Annotated in this window: 19 protein-coding genes and 1 tRNA gene; 3 read left to right on the plus strand and 17 right to left on the minus strand. The window is 44.3% G+C overall.

What is annotated here, in order from left to right; genetic code table 11:
* The first annotated feature begins 169 nt into the window (after positions 1–169).
* Positions 170–634, plus strand: coding sequence for a CBO0543 family protein (locus FHS16_RS14445; protein WP_183563392.1), 465 nt, complete (start codon positions 170–172; stop codon positions 632–634).
* Here the strand turns inward: FHS16_RS14445 and FHS16_RS14450 are convergent.
* From FHS16_RS14450 to rpsF, 5 genes are all read right to left on the minus strand, one after another.
* Positions 629–1,786, minus strand: a complete 1,158-nt coding sequence (locus FHS16_RS14450) for an AI-2E family transporter (RefSeq protein ID WP_183563395.1) — start codon at positions 1,784–1,786, stop codon at positions 629–631. The genes FHS16_RS14445 and FHS16_RS14450 overlap by 6 nt on opposite strands.
* A gap of 155 nt (positions 1,787–1,941) precedes the next feature.
* Positions 1,942–3,102 carry a cation:proton antiporter gene (locus FHS16_RS14455; protein ID WP_183563398.1) on the minus strand — a complete coding sequence of 387 codons (1,161 nt, stop codon included), beginning with the start codon at positions 3,100–3,102 and terminating at the stop codon, positions 1,942–1,944.
* 131 nt (positions 3,103–3,233) lie between these two features.
* Positions 3,234–3,518 carry a 30S ribosomal protein S18 gene (gene rpsR / locus FHS16_RS14460; protein ID WP_054025756.1) on the minus strand — a complete coding sequence of 95 codons (285 nt, stop codon included), beginning with the start codon at positions 3,516–3,518 and terminating at the stop codon, positions 3,234–3,236.
* A gap of 111 nt (positions 3,519–3,629) precedes the next feature.
* A complete protein-coding gene (ssb, locus tag FHS16_RS14465; protein WP_183563401.1) occupies positions 3,630–4,151 on the minus strand; it encodes a single-stranded DNA-binding protein in 522 nt (173 codons plus the stop codon).
* A gap of 36 nt (positions 4,152–4,187) precedes the next feature.
* Positions 4,188–4,472: a 30S ribosomal protein S6 gene (gene rpsF, locus FHS16_RS14470; protein ID WP_139990857.1), complete on the minus strand. Its 285-nt coding sequence runs from the start codon at positions 4,470–4,472 to the stop codon at positions 4,188–4,190.
* A 250-nt stretch (positions 4,473–4,722) separates the two neighbouring features.
* Here rpsF and FHS16_RS14475 point away from each other — a divergent pair, with 250 nt between their 5' ends.
* Positions 4,723–4,905 carry a YjzC family protein gene (locus FHS16_RS14475; protein WP_183563404.1) on the plus strand — a complete coding sequence of 61 codons (183 nt, stop codon included), beginning with the start codon at positions 4,723–4,725 and terminating at the stop codon, positions 4,903–4,905.
* 450 nt (positions 4,906–5,355) lie between these two features.
* On the opposite strand, the gene FHS16_RS14480 is transcribed toward FHS16_RS14475, so the two are convergent.
* From FHS16_RS14480 to FHS16_RS14500, 5 genes are all read right to left on the minus strand, one after another.
* The gene (locus tag FHS16_RS14480) at positions 5,356–5,814 is read right to left on the minus strand and encodes a helix-hairpin-helix domain-containing protein (RefSeq protein ID WP_183563407.1); all 459 of its coding nucleotides are present in this window, start codon (positions 5,812–5,814) and stop codon (positions 5,356–5,358) included.
* Between the two features lie 72 nt (positions 5,815–5,886).
* Positions 5,887–5,977: transfer RNA gene (locus FHS16_RS14485), tRNA-Ser, on the minus strand.
* 67 nt (positions 5,978–6,044) lie between these two features.
* The gene (locus FHS16_RS14490) at positions 6,045–6,266 is read right to left on the minus strand and encodes a DUF951 domain-containing protein (protein WP_183563410.1); all 222 of its coding nucleotides are present in this window, start codon (positions 6,264–6,266) and stop codon (positions 6,045–6,047) included.
* Positions 6,256–7,131: a mechanosensitive ion channel family protein gene (locus FHS16_RS14495; protein ID WP_183563413.1), complete on the minus strand. Its 876-nt coding sequence runs from the start codon at positions 7,129–7,131 to the stop codon at positions 6,256–6,258. Before FHS16_RS14495 ends, FHS16_RS14490 begins: the two co-directional genes overlap by 11 nt.
* Positions 7,132–7,161: 30 nt before the next feature.
* Entirely contained in the window at positions 7,162–7,401 is a 240-nt protein-coding gene (locus FHS16_RS14500; protein WP_183563416.1) for a putative Se/S carrier protein, read from the minus strand.
* A gap of 126 nt (positions 7,402–7,527) precedes the next feature.
* On the opposite strand from FHS16_RS14500, the gene yyaC reads away from it, so the two are divergent.
* On the plus strand, positions 7,528–8,139 hold the full coding sequence (gene yyaC, locus FHS16_RS14505; RefSeq protein ID WP_183563419.1) for a spore protease YyaC: 612 nt from the start codon (positions 7,528–7,530) through the stop codon (positions 8,137–8,139).
* 18 nt (positions 8,140–8,157) lie between these two features.
* On the opposite strand, the gene FHS16_RS14510 is transcribed toward yyaC, so the two are convergent.
* The 7 genes from FHS16_RS14510 to mnmG all read right to left on the minus strand — a co-directional run bounded on the left by FHS16_RS14510 (position 8,158) and on the right by mnmG (position 15,785).
* Positions 8,158–8,640, minus strand: a complete 483-nt coding sequence (locus FHS16_RS14510; protein ID WP_183563422.1) for a DUF4446 family protein — start codon at positions 8,638–8,640, stop codon at positions 8,158–8,160.
* Positions 8,641–8,669: 29 nt separating this feature from the next.
* The gene (locus FHS16_RS14515; RefSeq protein ID WP_376769671.1) at positions 8,670–9,842 is read right to left on the minus strand and encodes an aminotransferase class V-fold PLP-dependent enzyme; all 1,173 of its coding nucleotides are present in this window, start codon (positions 9,840–9,842) and stop codon (positions 8,670–8,672) included.
* Positions 9,843–9,945: 103 nt separating this feature from the next.
* The gene (locus tag FHS16_RS14520) at positions 9,946–10,800 is read right to left on the minus strand and encodes a ParB/RepB/Spo0J family partition protein (RefSeq protein ID WP_183563428.1); all 855 of its coding nucleotides are present in this window, start codon (positions 10,798–10,800) and stop codon (positions 9,946–9,948) included.
* A complete protein-coding gene (locus FHS16_RS14525) occupies positions 10,781–11,554 on the minus strand; it encodes a ParA family protein (RefSeq protein ID WP_183563431.1) in 774 nt (257 codons plus the stop codon). The genes FHS16_RS14520 and FHS16_RS14525 overlap by 20 nt, the downstream gene beginning before the upstream one ends.
* Before the next feature lie 231 nt (positions 11,555–11,785).
* Positions 11,786–12,604, minus strand: a complete 819-nt coding sequence (gene noc, locus FHS16_RS14530) for a nucleoid occlusion protein (RefSeq protein ID WP_183563434.1) — start codon at positions 12,602–12,604, stop codon at positions 11,786–11,788.
* A 567-nt stretch (positions 12,605–13,171) separates the two neighbouring features.
* A complete protein-coding gene (gene rsmG / locus FHS16_RS14535; protein ID WP_183563437.1) occupies positions 13,172–13,894 on the minus strand; it encodes a 16S rRNA (guanine(527)-N(7))-methyltransferase RsmG in 723 nt (240 codons plus the stop codon).
* 1 nt (position 13,895) lies between these two features.
* Positions 13,896–15,785, minus strand: coding sequence for a tRNA uridine-5-carboxymethylaminomethyl(34) synthesis enzyme MnmG (gene mnmG, locus FHS16_RS14540; RefSeq protein WP_183563439.1), 1,890 nt, complete (start codon positions 15,783–15,785; stop codon positions 13,896–13,898).
* Positions 15,786–15,850: the final 65 nt, after the last annotated feature.

Here is a 15,850-nt window from a genome sequence, read left to right on the forward strand (position 1 = left end):
ATCCGTTTATCGTAGAAATAGAAGAATACTTTATCGCGTGAAACATATAAAGTCTTATACTTAAAACAAGGCAGATGTCCGATGACATCTGCCTTGTTTTATGCTGCATGAATATACGGACTGAGATCAAGGGCATCTTAATAAAAAAAGAAAAAGGAGAGGAATGAGCATGCATATTGATATGGTCCTTAATATCATTTGTGGTTTGGTTATTCCTTGGCTCGCTGCTATTCCACTCATACGGAACAATCCGAGAATCTTAGTGCTCATTTGTCCGATTAGCGCAGTCTCTTCCTTAGTCATCAACTCGCTTGGCTTCCAGATGGGATTCTGGGATTTTACGCCGTTTATCCCGAACGACGAATCCGTCTCCGCCATGCCGCTTGACCTTGGCATCTACCCCATCCTTGGCAGCTATTTGATCATGACCATCAAGTTTCACAAAAGCAAGACGGCGTTCATCTTGTTTTTGTTTATTTTTTTTACTACACTGCTTGAATTCATAGCCTTGCTATTCGGTAAGGTATCCTACGGAAACGGCTGGAATATCGGCTATACTTTCTTGTCCTATGTGCTGGCCTTTGGACTTGTTTATTTGTACTACAAGCTGTTAAGCCGCTTCCGTATGCTATGACAGCTGATCCTCGCGCCGATCTTCCTTGTACAGAGAAGAACGGCTCGTGAACCAATCGTACAAGTGAATGACAATGACCTTAAGCACCGCATAGCCAGGAACGGCTAACACGATTCCTGCCAGCCCGAACAGGTTTCCAGCCGTTAAGATGACGAATATGATCGTGATCGGATGGATCTGCAGGCTTTTGCCCATAATCTGCGGTGAGATGAATTTACCTTCAATAAGCTGAACGATCGTCCAGATGACGATCATCTTCAGCAGCATAACAGGAGAAGTGACGAGCGCTACGACCAAAGCAGGCGTAATCGCAATAGCAGGCCCGAGGTAAGGAATGACGCTCGTACAGGCTGCAACTAACGCTAGGACAAGCGAATATTCCAATCCAATAATCAAATATCCGATATACAGCAGCATGCCAATGCAGAAGCTGACGATAATCTGGCCTCTAATATAACTGCTGATCTGGCCATTCATCTCTGCCATGATACGTTTCGACTGCGGCTGCAGCTGGTTAGGCAGAAAACGGACAATCGCCTGCGGCAAATGCTTGCCATCCTTGAGGAGATAGAACAGAATGAACGGCAGCGTCACTATGGCTAGAAAAACTTCCTTGATCGCGCCTACGAATGATCCGACGCTTGACAGTGTGCCATTCAGGAGCGAGGTTGCCTGCTCTGTGATATTGCCGGATAGCTCCGATGGATTTAAGTTAAACCATTCCTGAATCTGCATAAAGCCTGGACTGTCCATAAAGTCCTCGAAATTTTTGCGTAGCTGGTCTCCGTACTTCGGGAAATTGTTGACGAAGCTAACCGCCTGTTCATTGAGAAAAGGAATTACTGCAACGAGCAATATCGTGATAAGACCTGCCCCGACCAGGAATAACAGAATAATGGAGTAAACTCTTTTAATCCGATTGCGCTCCAAATGATCCACGATCGGATTGAGCAAATAGTAAGCGATTCCCGCTAATATGACAGGCAAAAGCAGTGTTTTGAGCAGTACCGTAACCGGCGTAAAGATATATGATATTTTGGTAAGCACCATAATATTTAGCCCAACTAGCAGCAGCACAAGCAGAAACAAAACGAATTTGTTATTCAGAATAAACCGTTTGAACCGATCGGTTCCCGTTTTTGCATTTTCCATCTTGTAGTCCCTTTCCTTCCCATAAAGGCAATCATTTTGGTTTATTGTAGCATTACTTTAAACCAAAACGCGAATGGGAGGCTCGATCATTCCCTTCATTACAACAAACATGGTGGCTCCATCGTCAACCGTTACCGTTACGCGTTGTCGCGGAATTATCTTTTTAATGCCTTCTCCTCTGCTGCCGCCGGAAAGATAAGCTTCAACATAGGCGGAGTCACCAGTGTTGTAATCATAATGACCATAACTACAGCTGTAAAATAATTCTGCGGCAGCAATCCGGATTCTAAACCGCTTGCCGAAATAATAAGCGCTACTTCCCCTCTCGATACCATCCCGGCACCAATCGCAAGCGACGACCGGTTATTAAAGCCAGTCAACCTTGCACCTAATCCACCGCCGAACAGCTTTGAGAGAATAGCAACTAGGGATAGCACAATGATAAATACGAGTTGGTTGCCTAAGCCATCGAATGTAATGCTTAACCCGATGCTAACGAAAAATACGGGAACAAAAAGCGTATATGCAATAGGCTCAACCTTCTTCTCCACTTCATGTCTGAACGTTGTTTGCGAAATGGCTATCCCAGCTGCAAATGCTCCTATAATACCCGCTACACCCATCTTCTCTGCAAAATAAGCAAAAGAAAAACAAGCGACCAACGCACCGCTCATCAGCGCCTCCGTTACTTTAAGCTTTGCTATCAGCTTCATAAATAGCGGAATAATCCAGATGGAAACCGCAATGACAACGACAAAAAATAATGCCTTTTTACCGATTAAAGCGGGAATCGATATACTTTCCGTCGTACCCAGCAAGCTGAGCATCACTGCCAGCAGAACAACAACGACGACGTCATCTACAACCGCTGCTCCTAGAATCGTGCTGCCTTCCTTCGAATTAAGCTGATTTAGCTCCTTCAATGCCTGAACAGAGATGCTAACGGAAGTTGCACAGAGCAGCAGGGCCAAGAACAAGGATTCAGATTGCGATAATCCAAGTCCCGAAGCAACGGCATACCCGCCAATAAACGGTAAAATAATTCCTCCGATTGCTACCGCGAATGCGGATTTCCAGTTTTGGCGCAGCTGATCCAAATCCGTTTCAAGCCCCGCAATAAACATAAGCAGCAGCACGCCAATTTCCGCAAAATGGTCTATAAAATCATCAGGCTGTATCCAGCCTAGAAAGGCCGGCCCGATAATGATGCCTACGATTAGCTTGCCCAGTACGGCTGGCTGCCCCAGCTTTACGGACAAGTGGCCGGCTGCTTTGGTCGCCACAATAATGAGCGCTAAATAAAAAATAAACTGCATTCACTTACACTCCTTACTTGTTTGGCTTAGCATACAACAAAAAGAGGCCCTTATGCATAAGGGCCTCTAAATAAACAAAAAGAGCCCTTGGTGACAGGCTCCTCCGTTTTGGTGCATATTCACTTCACAACCTATTCAGTCGTGTAAGGAAGCAATGCGATTTGACGTGAACGTTTAATTGCGATTGTAAGCAAGCGTTGGTATTTCGCGCTTGTTCCAGTCACACGACGTGGCAAGATTTTGCCGCGCTCGCTGATAAACTTTTTCAACAAATCAACATCTTTATAGTCAATTTTAGAGATTTTGTTTACAGTGAAGAAACACACTTTACGGCGTTTGTTGCGTCCGCCTTTACGTCCGCTGAACTTACGTTCTGGACGCTCGTCGCCACCGTTATCTCTTTGCTTGAAAGCCATGATAGGTATCCTCCTTATCGTTGAAAATTGTACAATTATACAGCTGCTCTATATTGCGATAAAGGCTGTATAACCGTTCCATCGATATGCGAAGTAGCTAGTACTCCGATATCAAAATGGCAAATCATCCTCTGATATATCAATCGGGCGTCCGTCATCCTGGAAAGGATCACGGCTGTCGTTACGTGAGTTATTGCCAGATGGCCGGTTACCGCCGCTTTGGGTAGCGTTGCCGCCGTAAGATCCGCCGCCGCTGCTTGTACCGCCGCTGTAGCTGCTTCCGCCTTCTTCGCGCGAGCCGCCGCCTTCTTTGTTGGATTCCAAGAACCGTACGTTATCAGCGATAACTTCCGTTACGTAGACGCGTTTGCCTTCGTTGTTCTCGTAATTCCGCACTTGAATGCGTCCTTCAACCGCTGTTAAGCGGCCTTTACGCAAGTAGTTGGCGCAAGTCTCGGCCAGTTGACGCCAAGTTACAACCGGAATGAAATCCGCTTCACGCTCGCCTTGACCACCGCTCGTAAACGGACGATCTACCGCTAACGTAAATTGTGTAACCGCAACACCTGCAGGCGTATAGCGAAGCTCTGGGTCTCTCGTCAATCTACCAATTAGTATAACACGATTCAACATCGTTTCTGACCTCCCAATCGAACAATCCAGCGTGGATTAAGCGACGTCTCTGACGATCAACGAACGGATAACTTCATCCGTAATCTTCATGATGCGGTCAAGTTCATTCACAACTTCAGTCGTTGCGTTGAAATGTACCAGTATAAAATAACCATCACGAAGCTTGTTGATTTCATACGCAAGACGACGTTTTCCGCTCACATCTTGCTTTGTGACCTCTCCGCCGTTGGAGATAATGCCATGGAATTTGTCAACGATTGCCTGCAAGGCTTCTTGCTCAACGTCTGGACGAACGATGTACATTACTTCATATTTGCGCATATTGTTTCACCTCCTCTTGGACTAGCGGCCCCATAAATGGAGCAAGGAACGAGCTTCTGCTCGCATCTCTATATTATATCAAATCCAACTGCCTATGACAAGTGATTTTAACAGTTGAGCTTGATTTGTGTTGTTATAGCCGTAATCTGCTAATTATGCAATCGCGCTTAACTGCAGATACTATCCCAGCGGACAGATAAGAAGCATTTATTTTGCCGTACAATCAATTTGTATATGGAGGATGATCCTAATGGGTGAAGGTACCATGTTCTCTCCGGGAGACAAAGCACCGAACGACGGCACTTACATCGAGGATGGAGTGAATTCCTTTCACATGGGCATTCAAAATCCCAAAAAAGTAACCTTGAACAAAGGGCAGCGCTTCCCTGATACAAGCAACCATGAGCGTAAATGGAAGCGCATGGGCCATTAATTTCCATTCATCTCACTGTATAGGACTTAAACGCATTGGTTATTCTACATTTGACGGTGTAAGAGAGGTGTGGTTCCGTTGGACCATTCTGGCAATAAGCGCAAACGACTGTACCTGCCATCAAGCGGATCAGCTCTGTTTCGCTCATGAACAGCCTTTAGGTTAAAGCCTAAAAGCTGTTCATGAAGCCTTAAGAGATTTTCTTTCACACAGAATTGAAGCGGAGGATTGTGCCAAAGACACTTGTCTCATATGCACATGCATTCGAGCATCGCTGCGATCCACCGTTCAAACGGAGATGCAGCATTGTGCTCAAAAGGAATAAATGAGGCTTTGGCTAATTTTCTCCAATTGACGAATGAAGCTTCCTCAATTGCTTGTCGTGTTTATGAATTGACTCAACCATTCAACACCGTCAAAAAAGAGGGCTCGCGAGAGCCCTCTTTTCATTTATTCATGCCAAGCTTTGCCCGGTCGATCAACTGGGTAACCATGCTCCGCCCTGTATTGCTTTCGTTCCGTCGTAAAGTCCCACCACTGCTTATCGCTGCCAGAATGGTTGGCATGATGAACAGCAAGCCTCATCACGTCTTCTACGCAAGGATCCATCCAAACACCGTGCAGCCGCTCTAGCCGCTCAACGAGCTGGGCACCGCTCTCTCCGCTGCTTTTAATCTGTTCCAATGAATGAAAACCAAGCTCATATAAATTTTGAGCCAGGCTAGGCCCAATTGAAGGCACATTTTGAAAAAGTGCTAGAGCCCGTAAAAGCGCCGCCCTCTCTTGCGGTACATGCATGATCAGACAAAGTTCATGTACAGAGCAGTTCTTCAGGTCTATTAGTTTTACTTTTGCATGTCTTAAATGCTTGCGTTCGTCATCGGTTAAAGGCAGCTTAGGTGTACTCATCGAAGGGACCTCCCAGCATAAAATATAAAAAAAAACGATTCGGCAATCGAATCGTTTGACTGTTTGTGTTTATGGCGGAGAAGGTGGGATTCGAACCCACGCACGGTTTGACCCGCCTAGCTGATTTCGAGTCAGCCCCCTTGGGCCTCTTGGGTACCTCTCCGCATGTAAAAATTATTGTATCACACAGCATGTCTTCCTGCAAGTGCTTTCTTCAAAATAAGCTTAGTTTATTGCGAATCCGACATTCCTTCCGCAGACGCATTAGAACGGAGAACCTTCTTCATGTTTTTCTCAAACTTTGCCCTAGGGATCAGCACGCTGTGCTTGCAGCCTACGCATTTGATGCGAATATCCATTCCCATGCGTATAATTTCCATTTCATTAGAGCCGCAAGGATGCTGTTTTTTCATTTGAACAACATCTCCCAGCTCAAACTGCTTACGCTCCATCTTTGACGCCCCCTTTTTCATTGCGCTGATAGGTTACCATTCTTGGGTAAGGAATTTCTATTCCGTTTGCATCCAGCGACTTCTTGATGACCATATTGAGCTTGCGCGAAACAATGGGATGCGTATTCGGTCTGCATTCGGCCACAACACGTATTGTTACTCCTGTCGGTGCAATCGTCTGAATACCGAGAACCTCCGGGGAATTAATCAGATTCTCATCCTGCATGGTAATCATCGTATGGCGGATAACCTCGAGTGCTCGATCGACCTCTTCCTCAAAGGCAATCGAAATATCAATAACCGCTACACTATTATTTATAGAGTAGTTAGTCACTTCATTAATCATTCCATTGGGAACAATATGTACTTCTCCCGTCCAGCTTTGTATGCGTGTCGTGCGCAGACCAATAACCTCTACCGTTCCTTTGAACTGCCCTGTCTGTATGACATCGCCAACAGCGAATTGATCCTCCAGCACGATAAAAAAACCAGTAATGATATCCTTCACCAAGCTTTGTGCGCCAAACCCGATTGCAAGTCCGAGAACACCTGCACCTGCGAGCAAAGGCCCCAGATTGATGCCGAACTCTGACAACACAAGCATAACAGTAATAAAATAAACGACATATGAGGCTACATTTTTCATTAGCTTGCCTACTGTAGTCATTCGTCTAGTATGGTTTGCAGGTCTCTTGCTCTCACGCTCTAAGATAACACGATCAATGGTTTTATGTATGATCCACACGATAAGCCGGCCTATAGCGAGGAACATAATAACTCTCAGTGCCGAGCTACCAAAGGCCTCCCACAATTCGTTATCTGTCAACCATGCGACAACCTTATCATATCGTTCGTTGATTGACATCCCCATACCTCCTTCGTTGCCTATTTCCGTTCACATTTCAATTTGCTCATAACCTGATGCAACCGGTTTGAATATGCCTCTAACTTCTACGTTTTCTTGGATAATGACATCCTTCACCATCGTTAAATCCTCTTCCGGAAAGTGAATGGACAACGCGCAGCCGGCTGTGATTTCCTTGGGAGTAGGACAAATATCAATTTCAATCTCCGCATACTCAAGCAGCATCTCAGCACGCAACGCCTGCTGCGTCGAATCGAACGCAATTAACACGTGCAAGACCTCCGTTTTGTTAGAATATCGATCAGCTATACATAATAAATATCAAAACTATCTGACGTATAAAATGGTTGTCCTATCCATATACTAGTAACATATCGGTATTATCGGAGGGATTCTATGAAACTTTCATTTATCAAAGAAACGCCTTTGAAGGTGCCCTACACAACTGCGAACGTTATTGGCATGCTGGTCAACCGCTTGACCGCCATGCTGGATGAGCTCGCCGATAACCGTCCTATTGTTGTTGTATGCATAGGTACCGACCGTTCCACCGGAGATTCATTAGGACCGCTAATTGGAACTAACTTATCAAAATACCGGAGCCCTCATTTTTCTTTATTTGGAACGTTGGAGAACCCCGTTCATGCTATGAATTTGGATGATACGCTTATCGAAATTAATCGACGCTTTCACAAGCCATTTGTCATCGGCATTGATGCTTGCCTAGGTCAGGTTGCCAGTGTTGGAAGCATTCAAGTCGGAGTCGGCCCTGTTCGTCCTGGTGCTGGTGTCAACAAGGATCTCCCGCCGGTTGGCGATGTTCACATTACCGGTATCGTAAACGTTGGCGGCTTTATGGAATATTTCGTATTGCAAAACACCAGACTGCATCTCGTGATGAAAATGTCGGACATCATATCTCTTAGCCTGTTTACTGCCATTGCGAATCATGCCCATCTTTCCACCAGCAGTGCAATTGAGCAAACAGCTGCATCCGATACGATCTAGCTTGCGTCCTAATATGATTTATTTGGCCTCATGAATAGCCTTACGTTCTTCCGGGGTTAATGGATAGGTTGACTCGCCCTTTTCCACTGGTTTCGCATAGACGTATGTGTTTTCCCTGCTATGAATGCCCGAAAAAATAGCTCCGTCTTTTTCCTGATTAATAATGGCAATGGAAAAGCTAAGGTCACTTCCTTGCTCGGCAAAAGCATTGTATCGCACAATACCTACTTTGCTCTTCTGAAGCGGAAGTGCCGCTTGGACGTCTGCCAATTGTGCTTTTAACACAATATTGGCCTGTTGCTGCTCAGCAAGCCCTTCTTTAAGCTGAATGATGACTTCCTCCATATTTGTTACGCCTGTATTCCCCATGACCGCTGTATATTGCTTTCGCAGCTTTTTCAGCCGCCCGCCAACAACTGCTATCCATACAAATAATAAGATTACCAATAATGCGATTCCTACTGTTACAGCATTCATCGGATTTGTCGTCCAGTCTTCCATTGTTGTTAATCCGCCCCCCACAATCATTGCTATGCCTTGTACTGTTTTGCGATTTCCTTAATTGCAGCTGATAAAGCATCAACTTCCTTATCCGTTGTATACACGCCTACGCTTGCCCGAATTGCTCCCGTCTCAGTCGTACCTGCGCATGCATGTGCGAGCGGTGTACAGTGAAAGCCAGCTCGCACGGCAATATGATAATGCTGATCCAATATAAAGGAAAGCTCTGATGGATCTACCCCATCCACATTAAAAGCCACTATGCCTGTACGCTGTTCCCCAAGTTCCGGCCCCAGCAGCTTAACCTCGTTAATCAGCTTAAGTCCTTCCATAAGCCTTTGCGACAACGCCCATTCCTTAGTATGGATTTTCTGAACCGTCTCATTCAGCACATACTGTACACCGGCCTTTAAGCCTGCTATACCTGGAGTGTTTTGCGTGCCTGCCTCATAACGATCCGGCCTCACTAAAGGCTGCTCACGCGCCTCAGATTGACTCCCGGTTCCGCCATGGAGCAATGGAGCTAATTGAAGCTCAGGATCGATGTACAGCCCTCCTGTGCCCTGTGGTCCCAATAGACCTTTATGCCCTGGGAATGCCAGCATATCAATACCCATTGCTTTGACATCTATCGGGAGAATACCCGCGCTTTGCGCTGCGTCGACAAGAAGCTTTATGCCGTGTTTTTTGGTTAACTCTGCTATAGCTGCAACCGGCATTATCGTCCCAAGAAGATTGGAGCTATGGTTGACTACGATAAGTGTGGTTTGCGGGCGTATGGCTTTAGAAACCTCATCGATATCTAAACTCCCTTGCTCATCTGACTCTAAATAAGTGACCTCGATACCAATTGTCTGTTCCAAATAATATAAAGGTCTTCTCACAGAGTTATGCTCAACGGAAGTTGTTATGATGTGGTCGCCTGGTTTAAGATATCCTTTTATGGCCATATTAAGCGACATCGTCGTATTTGAAGTGAATGCTATATCATTTGGATTTTTTATGTTAAAAAGCTTTGCTAGATGTTTGCGTGTATCGAACAATATCCGACTCGCCCTTACGGCCATCGCATGGCTTCCTCTGCCAGGATTAGCTGCATCGTTCAACATTGCTTGAATCACTGCGTCTGTTACCTCAGGTGGTTTTGGCCATGAAGTTGCTGCATGATCCAAATATATGATTGGTTTCTCTGTATTAACCACAATTCCGCATCCTTTCAAGCTATCTCTCCACAACAATGGCATACCTTAGTTTAATCTTTCAAAAGCAAGATTACAACATAGGTATGCCATTTAATAATAGGCTTTACGCCATATATTGAAGCAGTTCAAGCAGTCTTTCCAAATCTTGTTTGCTATAATATTGCAGCTCTATTTTACCCTTATCTTTTTGTTGCTTAATTTTCACCGTTGTCTTAAAACGTTCGCGCAATGACTCTTCAAGATGGTCGATGTAAGGGTCACGTTTACGTTGATTTGGCTTCGCTGCCGTATCCTCAGCCTGCTTCGAATCAAGCTTTTGAATGGCCTCCTCTAACTCCCGAACGCTCCACTCCTGCGATACGGTCAAGTCGGCAAGCTCTTTTTGAATCTTGTTATCTTTTATTCCAACCAATGCCCTGGCATGCCCCATCGAAATTGTTCCACGTGAAACATTATCTTTGATCTCCGTAGGAAGCGACAGCAATCTAACAAAGTTTGCAATATGCGAGCGCGACTTTCCAACTTTCATGGAAAGCTCCTCTTGTGTAAGCTTGAACTTATCAATAAGTGCTTGATAAGCTACGGCGACTTCGATTGCATTTAAATCCTCACGTTGAAGATTCTCAATCAATGCAATTTCCATAACCTGTTGATCACTAAAGGATCTAACCACTGCTGGTATCGTCTTGTTACCGCAATATTGCGATGCTCTGAATCGTCTTTCACCAGCTATAATTTCGTAACCTTTCAGAACGGTCCGAACAATAATGGGCTGGATAATTCCATGCTGCTTAATTGATTCCGCCAACTCTTTAATAGAATCCTCATCGAACGTTTTTCTTGGCTGATACGGATTCGGTCTAAGCTGCGTCAAGGAAATTTCAATAACTTTATCGTCATCATTCACAGAAAGCGATGGGATAAGCGCATCCAGCCCTCTACCTAGCCGCTTGCTCATACATAATCACTTCCTTTGCGAGTTCAGTATAAACTTCCGCACCTTTAGAACGTGGATCATATGTGATTATTGCTTGTCCATGCGACGGTGCCTCACTTAAACGAACGTTACGAGGAATAATCGTTTGATATACCTTCTGTTGAAAATACTTCTTAACCTCTTCAATAACTTGTATGCCCAAATTCGTCCTAGCATCAAGCATCGTCAAAAGAACTCCCTCAATTTGCAACGAAGTATTCAAGTGTTTTTGCACAAGTCTTACTGTGTTTAATAACTGACTTAATCCTTCTAGAGCATAGTATTCGCATTGAATCGGAATAAGGACAGAATCCGCAGCTGTAAGTGAATTAATTGTAAGAATACCAAGCGAAGGAGGACAATCAATGAGAACGTAGTCAAAATCATCCTTGACCAAATGAAGTGATTTTTTCAAACGAAGCTCACGTGAAATGGTCGGAACAAGCTCTATCTCGGCTCCTGCAAGTTGAATCGTTGCTGGAATGATCTTCAGTCCAGGAACAGTCGTTTCAAACATCGCATCTTTAGGATGGACATCATTAATAAGCACATCATAAATGCAATTCGTTACATCGCCCTTGTTGATACCTAACCCACTCGTCGTATTCCCCTGTGGATCGATGTCGACTAACAGCACTTTTCTTCCAAGTGATGCAAGACAAGCAGCTAAATTGACAGACGTTGTCGTTTTTCCGACACCGCCCTTTTGATTGGCTATTGCTATAATTTTCGACAAAACCGGCTCACCTCTATGTGTACAGCTTTTATGTGCATCATCTTGAAGTTAAAAAGTATTTAGAAATAGTATTCATGCATCACAACTATTTGTTGCTTCTAATAAAAATGTCCTCTAGGAAGACGTCTTTATAGATGGTATTATTTTTGTTTCTTTAGCTACAAATGGCTTCGCCGCCCTCGCAGAGGGCGGCACAAAGAAAAGAGAATAATGGCAGCAGCCACATGTATTTTATCGTTTAGGAATCTGTATGACGATCTCATAATGATCGTCGTGATCCTTTTCATTCGTTTTGATCTGCAAGCCAGAGCCAGAAACCATCTCAATGGATTGACGAATTGTATTTAAAGCCAAACGAACATCCTTCGTAAATGAAATGCGTTTCGCCTTTTTTAATTTCGTGGATTCCTTCAAGAAAGCTATTCTAACCTCGGTCTGCTTAACATTAAGATCCTTGGTAATGATTTCTTCTAATACTTTTAACTGCAATTCTTCCGTATCCAAAGATAACAACGCACGAGCATGTCTTTCTGTAATCTTGCGCTCCATCAATGCCATCTTTATCGTATCATTGAGCATTAATAATCGCAATTTATTTGCAATTGTCGATTGGCTCTTACCTAACCGCTGTGCAAGGCTTTCTTGTGTCAGCTGATGAAGCTCGATAAGCTTTTGATACGCAATCGCTTCCTCAATAGCTGACAATCCTTCTCTTTGAAGATTTTCAATTAGAGCAATAGAAGCGGTCTGTGAATCATTGAATTCACGCACAATACCCGGTATTGTATCATATCCGAGTTTGGTAACTGCACGCCAACGACGCTCCCCTGCAATAATCTCATATCTGCCATTACGCATTCTTACGACGATAGGCTGAATTACGCCATGGGTTTTAATCGTTTGACATAACTCTTCAATTCGTTCGTCATCAAATATCGTACGAGGCTGAAAAGGACTCGGATCAATTTCTTGAATCGGTATTTGCCGAACTTCTTCTTGCGGTATGCGCTGCTCGGACAGGCCGAACAATCGAGAAAATTGTTCTTTCATATCGATAATTACCACCCGATCATGAGATAAACCTAGTTTTAACCACTTCAAATGAAACCATTTTCCCCATAACACTCATGGAAATCATGCGTTTCACAACAAATACAGTGTCAATGTACAGATACTTCTACATGTATACTGTTATTCAATTAAAGTGCCATCACAAGGTTTTTGCAATAAATACGCTTCAGCAGTAAGATTGGTTCATTGCCAATTGGATTATTAAGGTTGCTTGAACCTATCTCAGGTAATAATCGTCAACTGCACGGCGAACATCCATAACAAAATTCATTCGGAAATGATAGGAGAGGCGTCTTCCCAATATAATCATGTATGTCTTAATGGTGATATACTATGTTTATATTTACCCGCTTCCCGAACTGCTGCCCATTCTAAGAATGCGGCTCATTATTCGCGGTCTTACGGCATCGTTCAGTCTCTTCATCTATTTTATAAATTCGACTACGGCTGAGCGTTCTCCTGCTTGACACAGCGACGAATGAATAAATGTTGTATAAATATGGCGATAAAAACACAACATGTTTCACGTGGAACAATTTTTGTCTTCTACATAAGCGGCTGCTTGATTGGAGTTCCCGCTTTTCTTGGATATTTGCGCGGTGTGCTATCAAACTTTTGAATTAATATAATATGGCGTTCTGATTGCTCATTAGGGAGTGAGAGCTGATGTTGTGATTTGATTTTCCCTTTCAGCTCTTTTAGGCTAAACGCTGCTTCTCCAACTTCCTCATCCGATTGCGAACCTTTCATAGCCGCAAATATGCCGCCTTTTTTGACAAAAGGCAAGCAAAACTCGTTTAAAACATTCAAACGTGCAACTGCTCTTGCTGTTACCAAATCATAACTATCGCGATGTGCTTCCAGTTGAGCTACATCCTCTGCTCGTCCATGCAAACACAACACATCATTCAAACCAAGCTGCTCCGTCAAATGCGTAAGGAACTGAATCCGTTTATTTAAAGAATCCACAATCATAACTTGAAGATGCGGAAAACAGATTTTTAGAGGAATGCTTGGGAACCCCGCTCCCGATCCAATATCTGCAAGCCTGCGCACGCTATCCATCTTCGTGTAGAAGGAAAGAGTTACCGAGTCATAGAAATGCTTTTCATAAACCGCATCTCTTTCCGTAATGCCTGTTAAGTTCATTTTTTCGTTCCATTCTACTAACAAACGGTAGTATAGCTCGAATTGATCAAGTTGAATGGAAGAAAGCGGTATCCCGCTCTCACCCATCCTTTTCGTAAACCACTGTATCGTTTCATCCATATTATGAACCTCTCGCTGCCGTTACACGGTTATAGTGCTCTAAATGTACAAGCAGTATGGAAATGTCGGCCGGTGTTACCCCGGCAATACGGGAAGCCTGCCCAATTGACAATGGCCTAATCAGGGACAGCTTTTGTTTAGCTTCAGAAGATAAGCTGCGAACTTCGTTGTAATCAATATCATCGGGAATTCGCTTTTTCTCCATTTTGTTCAAACGTGCCACTTGAACAAGCTGCTTCTCGATATATCCGGCGTACTTGATTTGGATTTCAACTTGCTCTTTCATTTCTTCATTCATTTCTGGAACGGAAGGCACTACAGTCTCCAGCATGGCGTAAGTAATCTCAGGACGTCTAAGCAAAGAAAGGGCATCCGTACCATGCTCCATTGGAGCGGTTCCTGCAGCTATAAGCATAGCATTCACTTGATCAGGCTTAACCTTTGTTCCACGCAAACGCTCAATATCTATTTCGACCAATTCTTTTTTTCTTAAAAATTTGTTATATCGCTCGTCCGAAATAAGGCCAATTTCATGCCCTGTTGGCGTCAAACGCAAATCTGCATTGTCATGGCGAAGCAGCAACCGGTATTCTGCTCGTGAAGTGAGCAAACGATAAGGATCGTTCGTTCCTTTCGTAACCAAATCATCGATCATAACACCAATGTAGCCTTCAGAGCGGCCAATAATAATCGGATCTTTCCCCTGCACCTTTCGAGCTGCATTAATGCCTGCCATAACGCCTTGGCCGGCTGCTTCCTCATAGCCCGACGTTCCATTAATCTGACCAGCTGTAAACAAACCATCGATCACTTTTGTTTCCAAGGACGGCCAAAGCTGAGTTGGAACAACGGCATCATACTCAATGGCATAGCCATTACGCATCATCTCAACCTTTTCCAAACCTGGGATTGATCGTAAAATACCGAGTTGTACATCCTCTGGCATACTGGTCGATAATCCTTGCACGTAATATTCAGAAGTATTCTTACCTTCTGGCTCCAAAAAGATTTGATGCTTCGGTTTATCCGCAAAGCGAACAATCTTATCCTCAATAGAAGGACAATAGCGCGGCCCCGTACCTTCAATGGCACCAGAAAACATCGGAGCGCGATGCAAATTGTCGTTAATGATTTTATGTGTCGCTTCAGATGTATACGTTAACCAACAAGGCAGTTGCTCGTTTGTTGAAGATTCTGTTTCATGCGAGAAAAACTTTGGTTTATCATCACCAGGTTGAATTTCGGTTTTCGAGAAATCAATGGTATCTTTATGAACACGCGGAGGCGTGCCCGTCTTAAAACGAACAAGCTCAAGTCCATGCTCCTTCAAGCTAGCAGACAGTCGAACCGATGGCTGTTGATTGTTAGGACCACTTTCATACATCAGCTCACCCATAATAATTTTACCGCGCAAATACGTACCCGTAGTCACTACCGTTGTGCGAGCACGATACTCTGCACCTGTTTTCGTGACAATGCCTAAGCACTTGCCATCCTCAACGATAAGCTCTTCTGCCATGCCTTGACGCAGCGTCAAATGAGGAGTTTCTTCAATAGTCTTCTTCATTACATGCTGATAATCGAATTTATCGGCTTGCGCGCGCAAGGCGTGTACCGCAGGCCCCTTGCCCGTATTAAGCATTCTCATTTGTATAAAGGTTTTGTCGATATTGCGGCCCATTTCACCGCCTAATGCATCGATTTCCCGAACAACATGCCCTTTTGCCGGGCCGCCAATTGACGGGTTGCATGGCATGAACGCGACCATGTCTAAGTTTATTGTGAGCAGCAGTGTTTCACAGCCCATACGCGCAGCGGCAAGTGCAGCCTCACACCCTGCATGACCCGCGCCAATAACGATAACATCATATTCACCAGCTAGATATTTCATTGTCCTTTTACCCTCCTCCAGGTTTCTATGGAAAACCTGCTTCCTAAGCATGAGCGCCTTGTTTC

The sequence above is a fragment of the Paenibacillus endophyticus genome (assembly GCF_014192395.1).
GTDB lineage: Bacteria > Bacillota > Bacilli > Paenibacillales > Paenibacillaceae > Pristimantibacillus > Pristimantibacillus endophyticus.

Excerpts from the sequence above, each read along its gene's own strand:
- FHS16_RS14450 (WP_183563395.1), bottom strand. The coding sequence starts at position 1,786 with ATGGAAAATGCAAAAACGGGAACCGATCGGTTCAAACGGTTTATTCTG.
- FHS16_RS14490 (WP_183563410.1), bottom strand. The coding sequence starts at position 6,266 with ATGGAGCGTAAGCAGTTTGAGCTGGGAGATGTTGTTCAAATGAAAAAA.
- ssb (WP_183563401.1), bottom strand. The coding sequence starts at position 4,151 with ATGTTGAATCGTGTTATACTAATTGGTAGATTGACGAGAGACCCAGAG.
- FHS16_RS14475 (WP_183563404.1), top strand. The coding sequence starts at position 4,723 with ATGGGTGAAGGTACCATGTTCTCTCCGGGAGACAAAGCACCGAACGAC.
- FHS16_RS14495 (WP_183563413.1), bottom strand. The coding sequence starts at position 7,131 with ATGTCAATCAACGAACGATATGATAAGGTTGTCGCATGGTTGACAGAT.
- FHS16_RS14445 (WP_183563392.1), top strand. The coding sequence starts at position 170 with ATGCATATTGATATGGTCCTTAATATCATTTGTGGTTTGGTTATTCCT.
- FHS16_RS14480 (WP_183563407.1), bottom strand. The coding sequence starts at position 5,814 with ATGAGTACACCTAAGCTGCCTTTAACCGATGACGAACGCAAGCATTTA.
- FHS16_RS14455 (WP_183563398.1), bottom strand. The coding sequence starts at position 3,102 with ATGCAGTTTATTTTTTATTTAGCGCTCATTATTGTGGCGACCAAAGCA.
- rsmG (WP_183563437.1), bottom strand. The coding sequence starts at position 13,894 with ATGGATGAAACGATACAGTGGTTTACGAAAAGGATGGGTGAGAGCGGG.
- FHS16_RS14510 (WP_183563422.1), bottom strand. The coding sequence starts at position 8,640 with ATGGAAGACTGGACGACAAATCCGATGAATGCTGTAACAGTAGGAATC.
- noc (WP_183563434.1), bottom strand. The coding sequence starts at position 12,604 with ATGAAAGAACAATTTTCTCGATTGTTCGGCCTGTCCGAGCAGCGCATA.
- FHS16_RS14520 (WP_183563428.1), bottom strand. The coding sequence starts at position 10,800 with ATGAGCAAGCGGCTAGGTAGAGGGCTGGATGCGCTTATCCCATCGCTT.
- yyaC (WP_183563419.1), top strand. The coding sequence starts at position 7,528 with ATGAAACTTTCATTTATCAAAGAAACGCCTTTGAAGGTGCCCTACACA.
- mnmG (WP_183563439.1), bottom strand. The coding sequence starts at position 15,785 with ATGAAATATCTAGCTGGTGAATATGATGTTATCGTTATTGGCGCGGGT.
- rpsR (WP_054025756.1), bottom strand. The coding sequence starts at position 3,518 with ATGGCTTTCAAGCAAAGAGATAACGGTGGCGACGAGCGTCCAGAACGT.
- rpsF (WP_139990857.1), bottom strand. The coding sequence starts at position 4,472 with ATGCGCAAATATGAAGTAATGTACATCGTTCGTCCAGACGTTGAGCAA.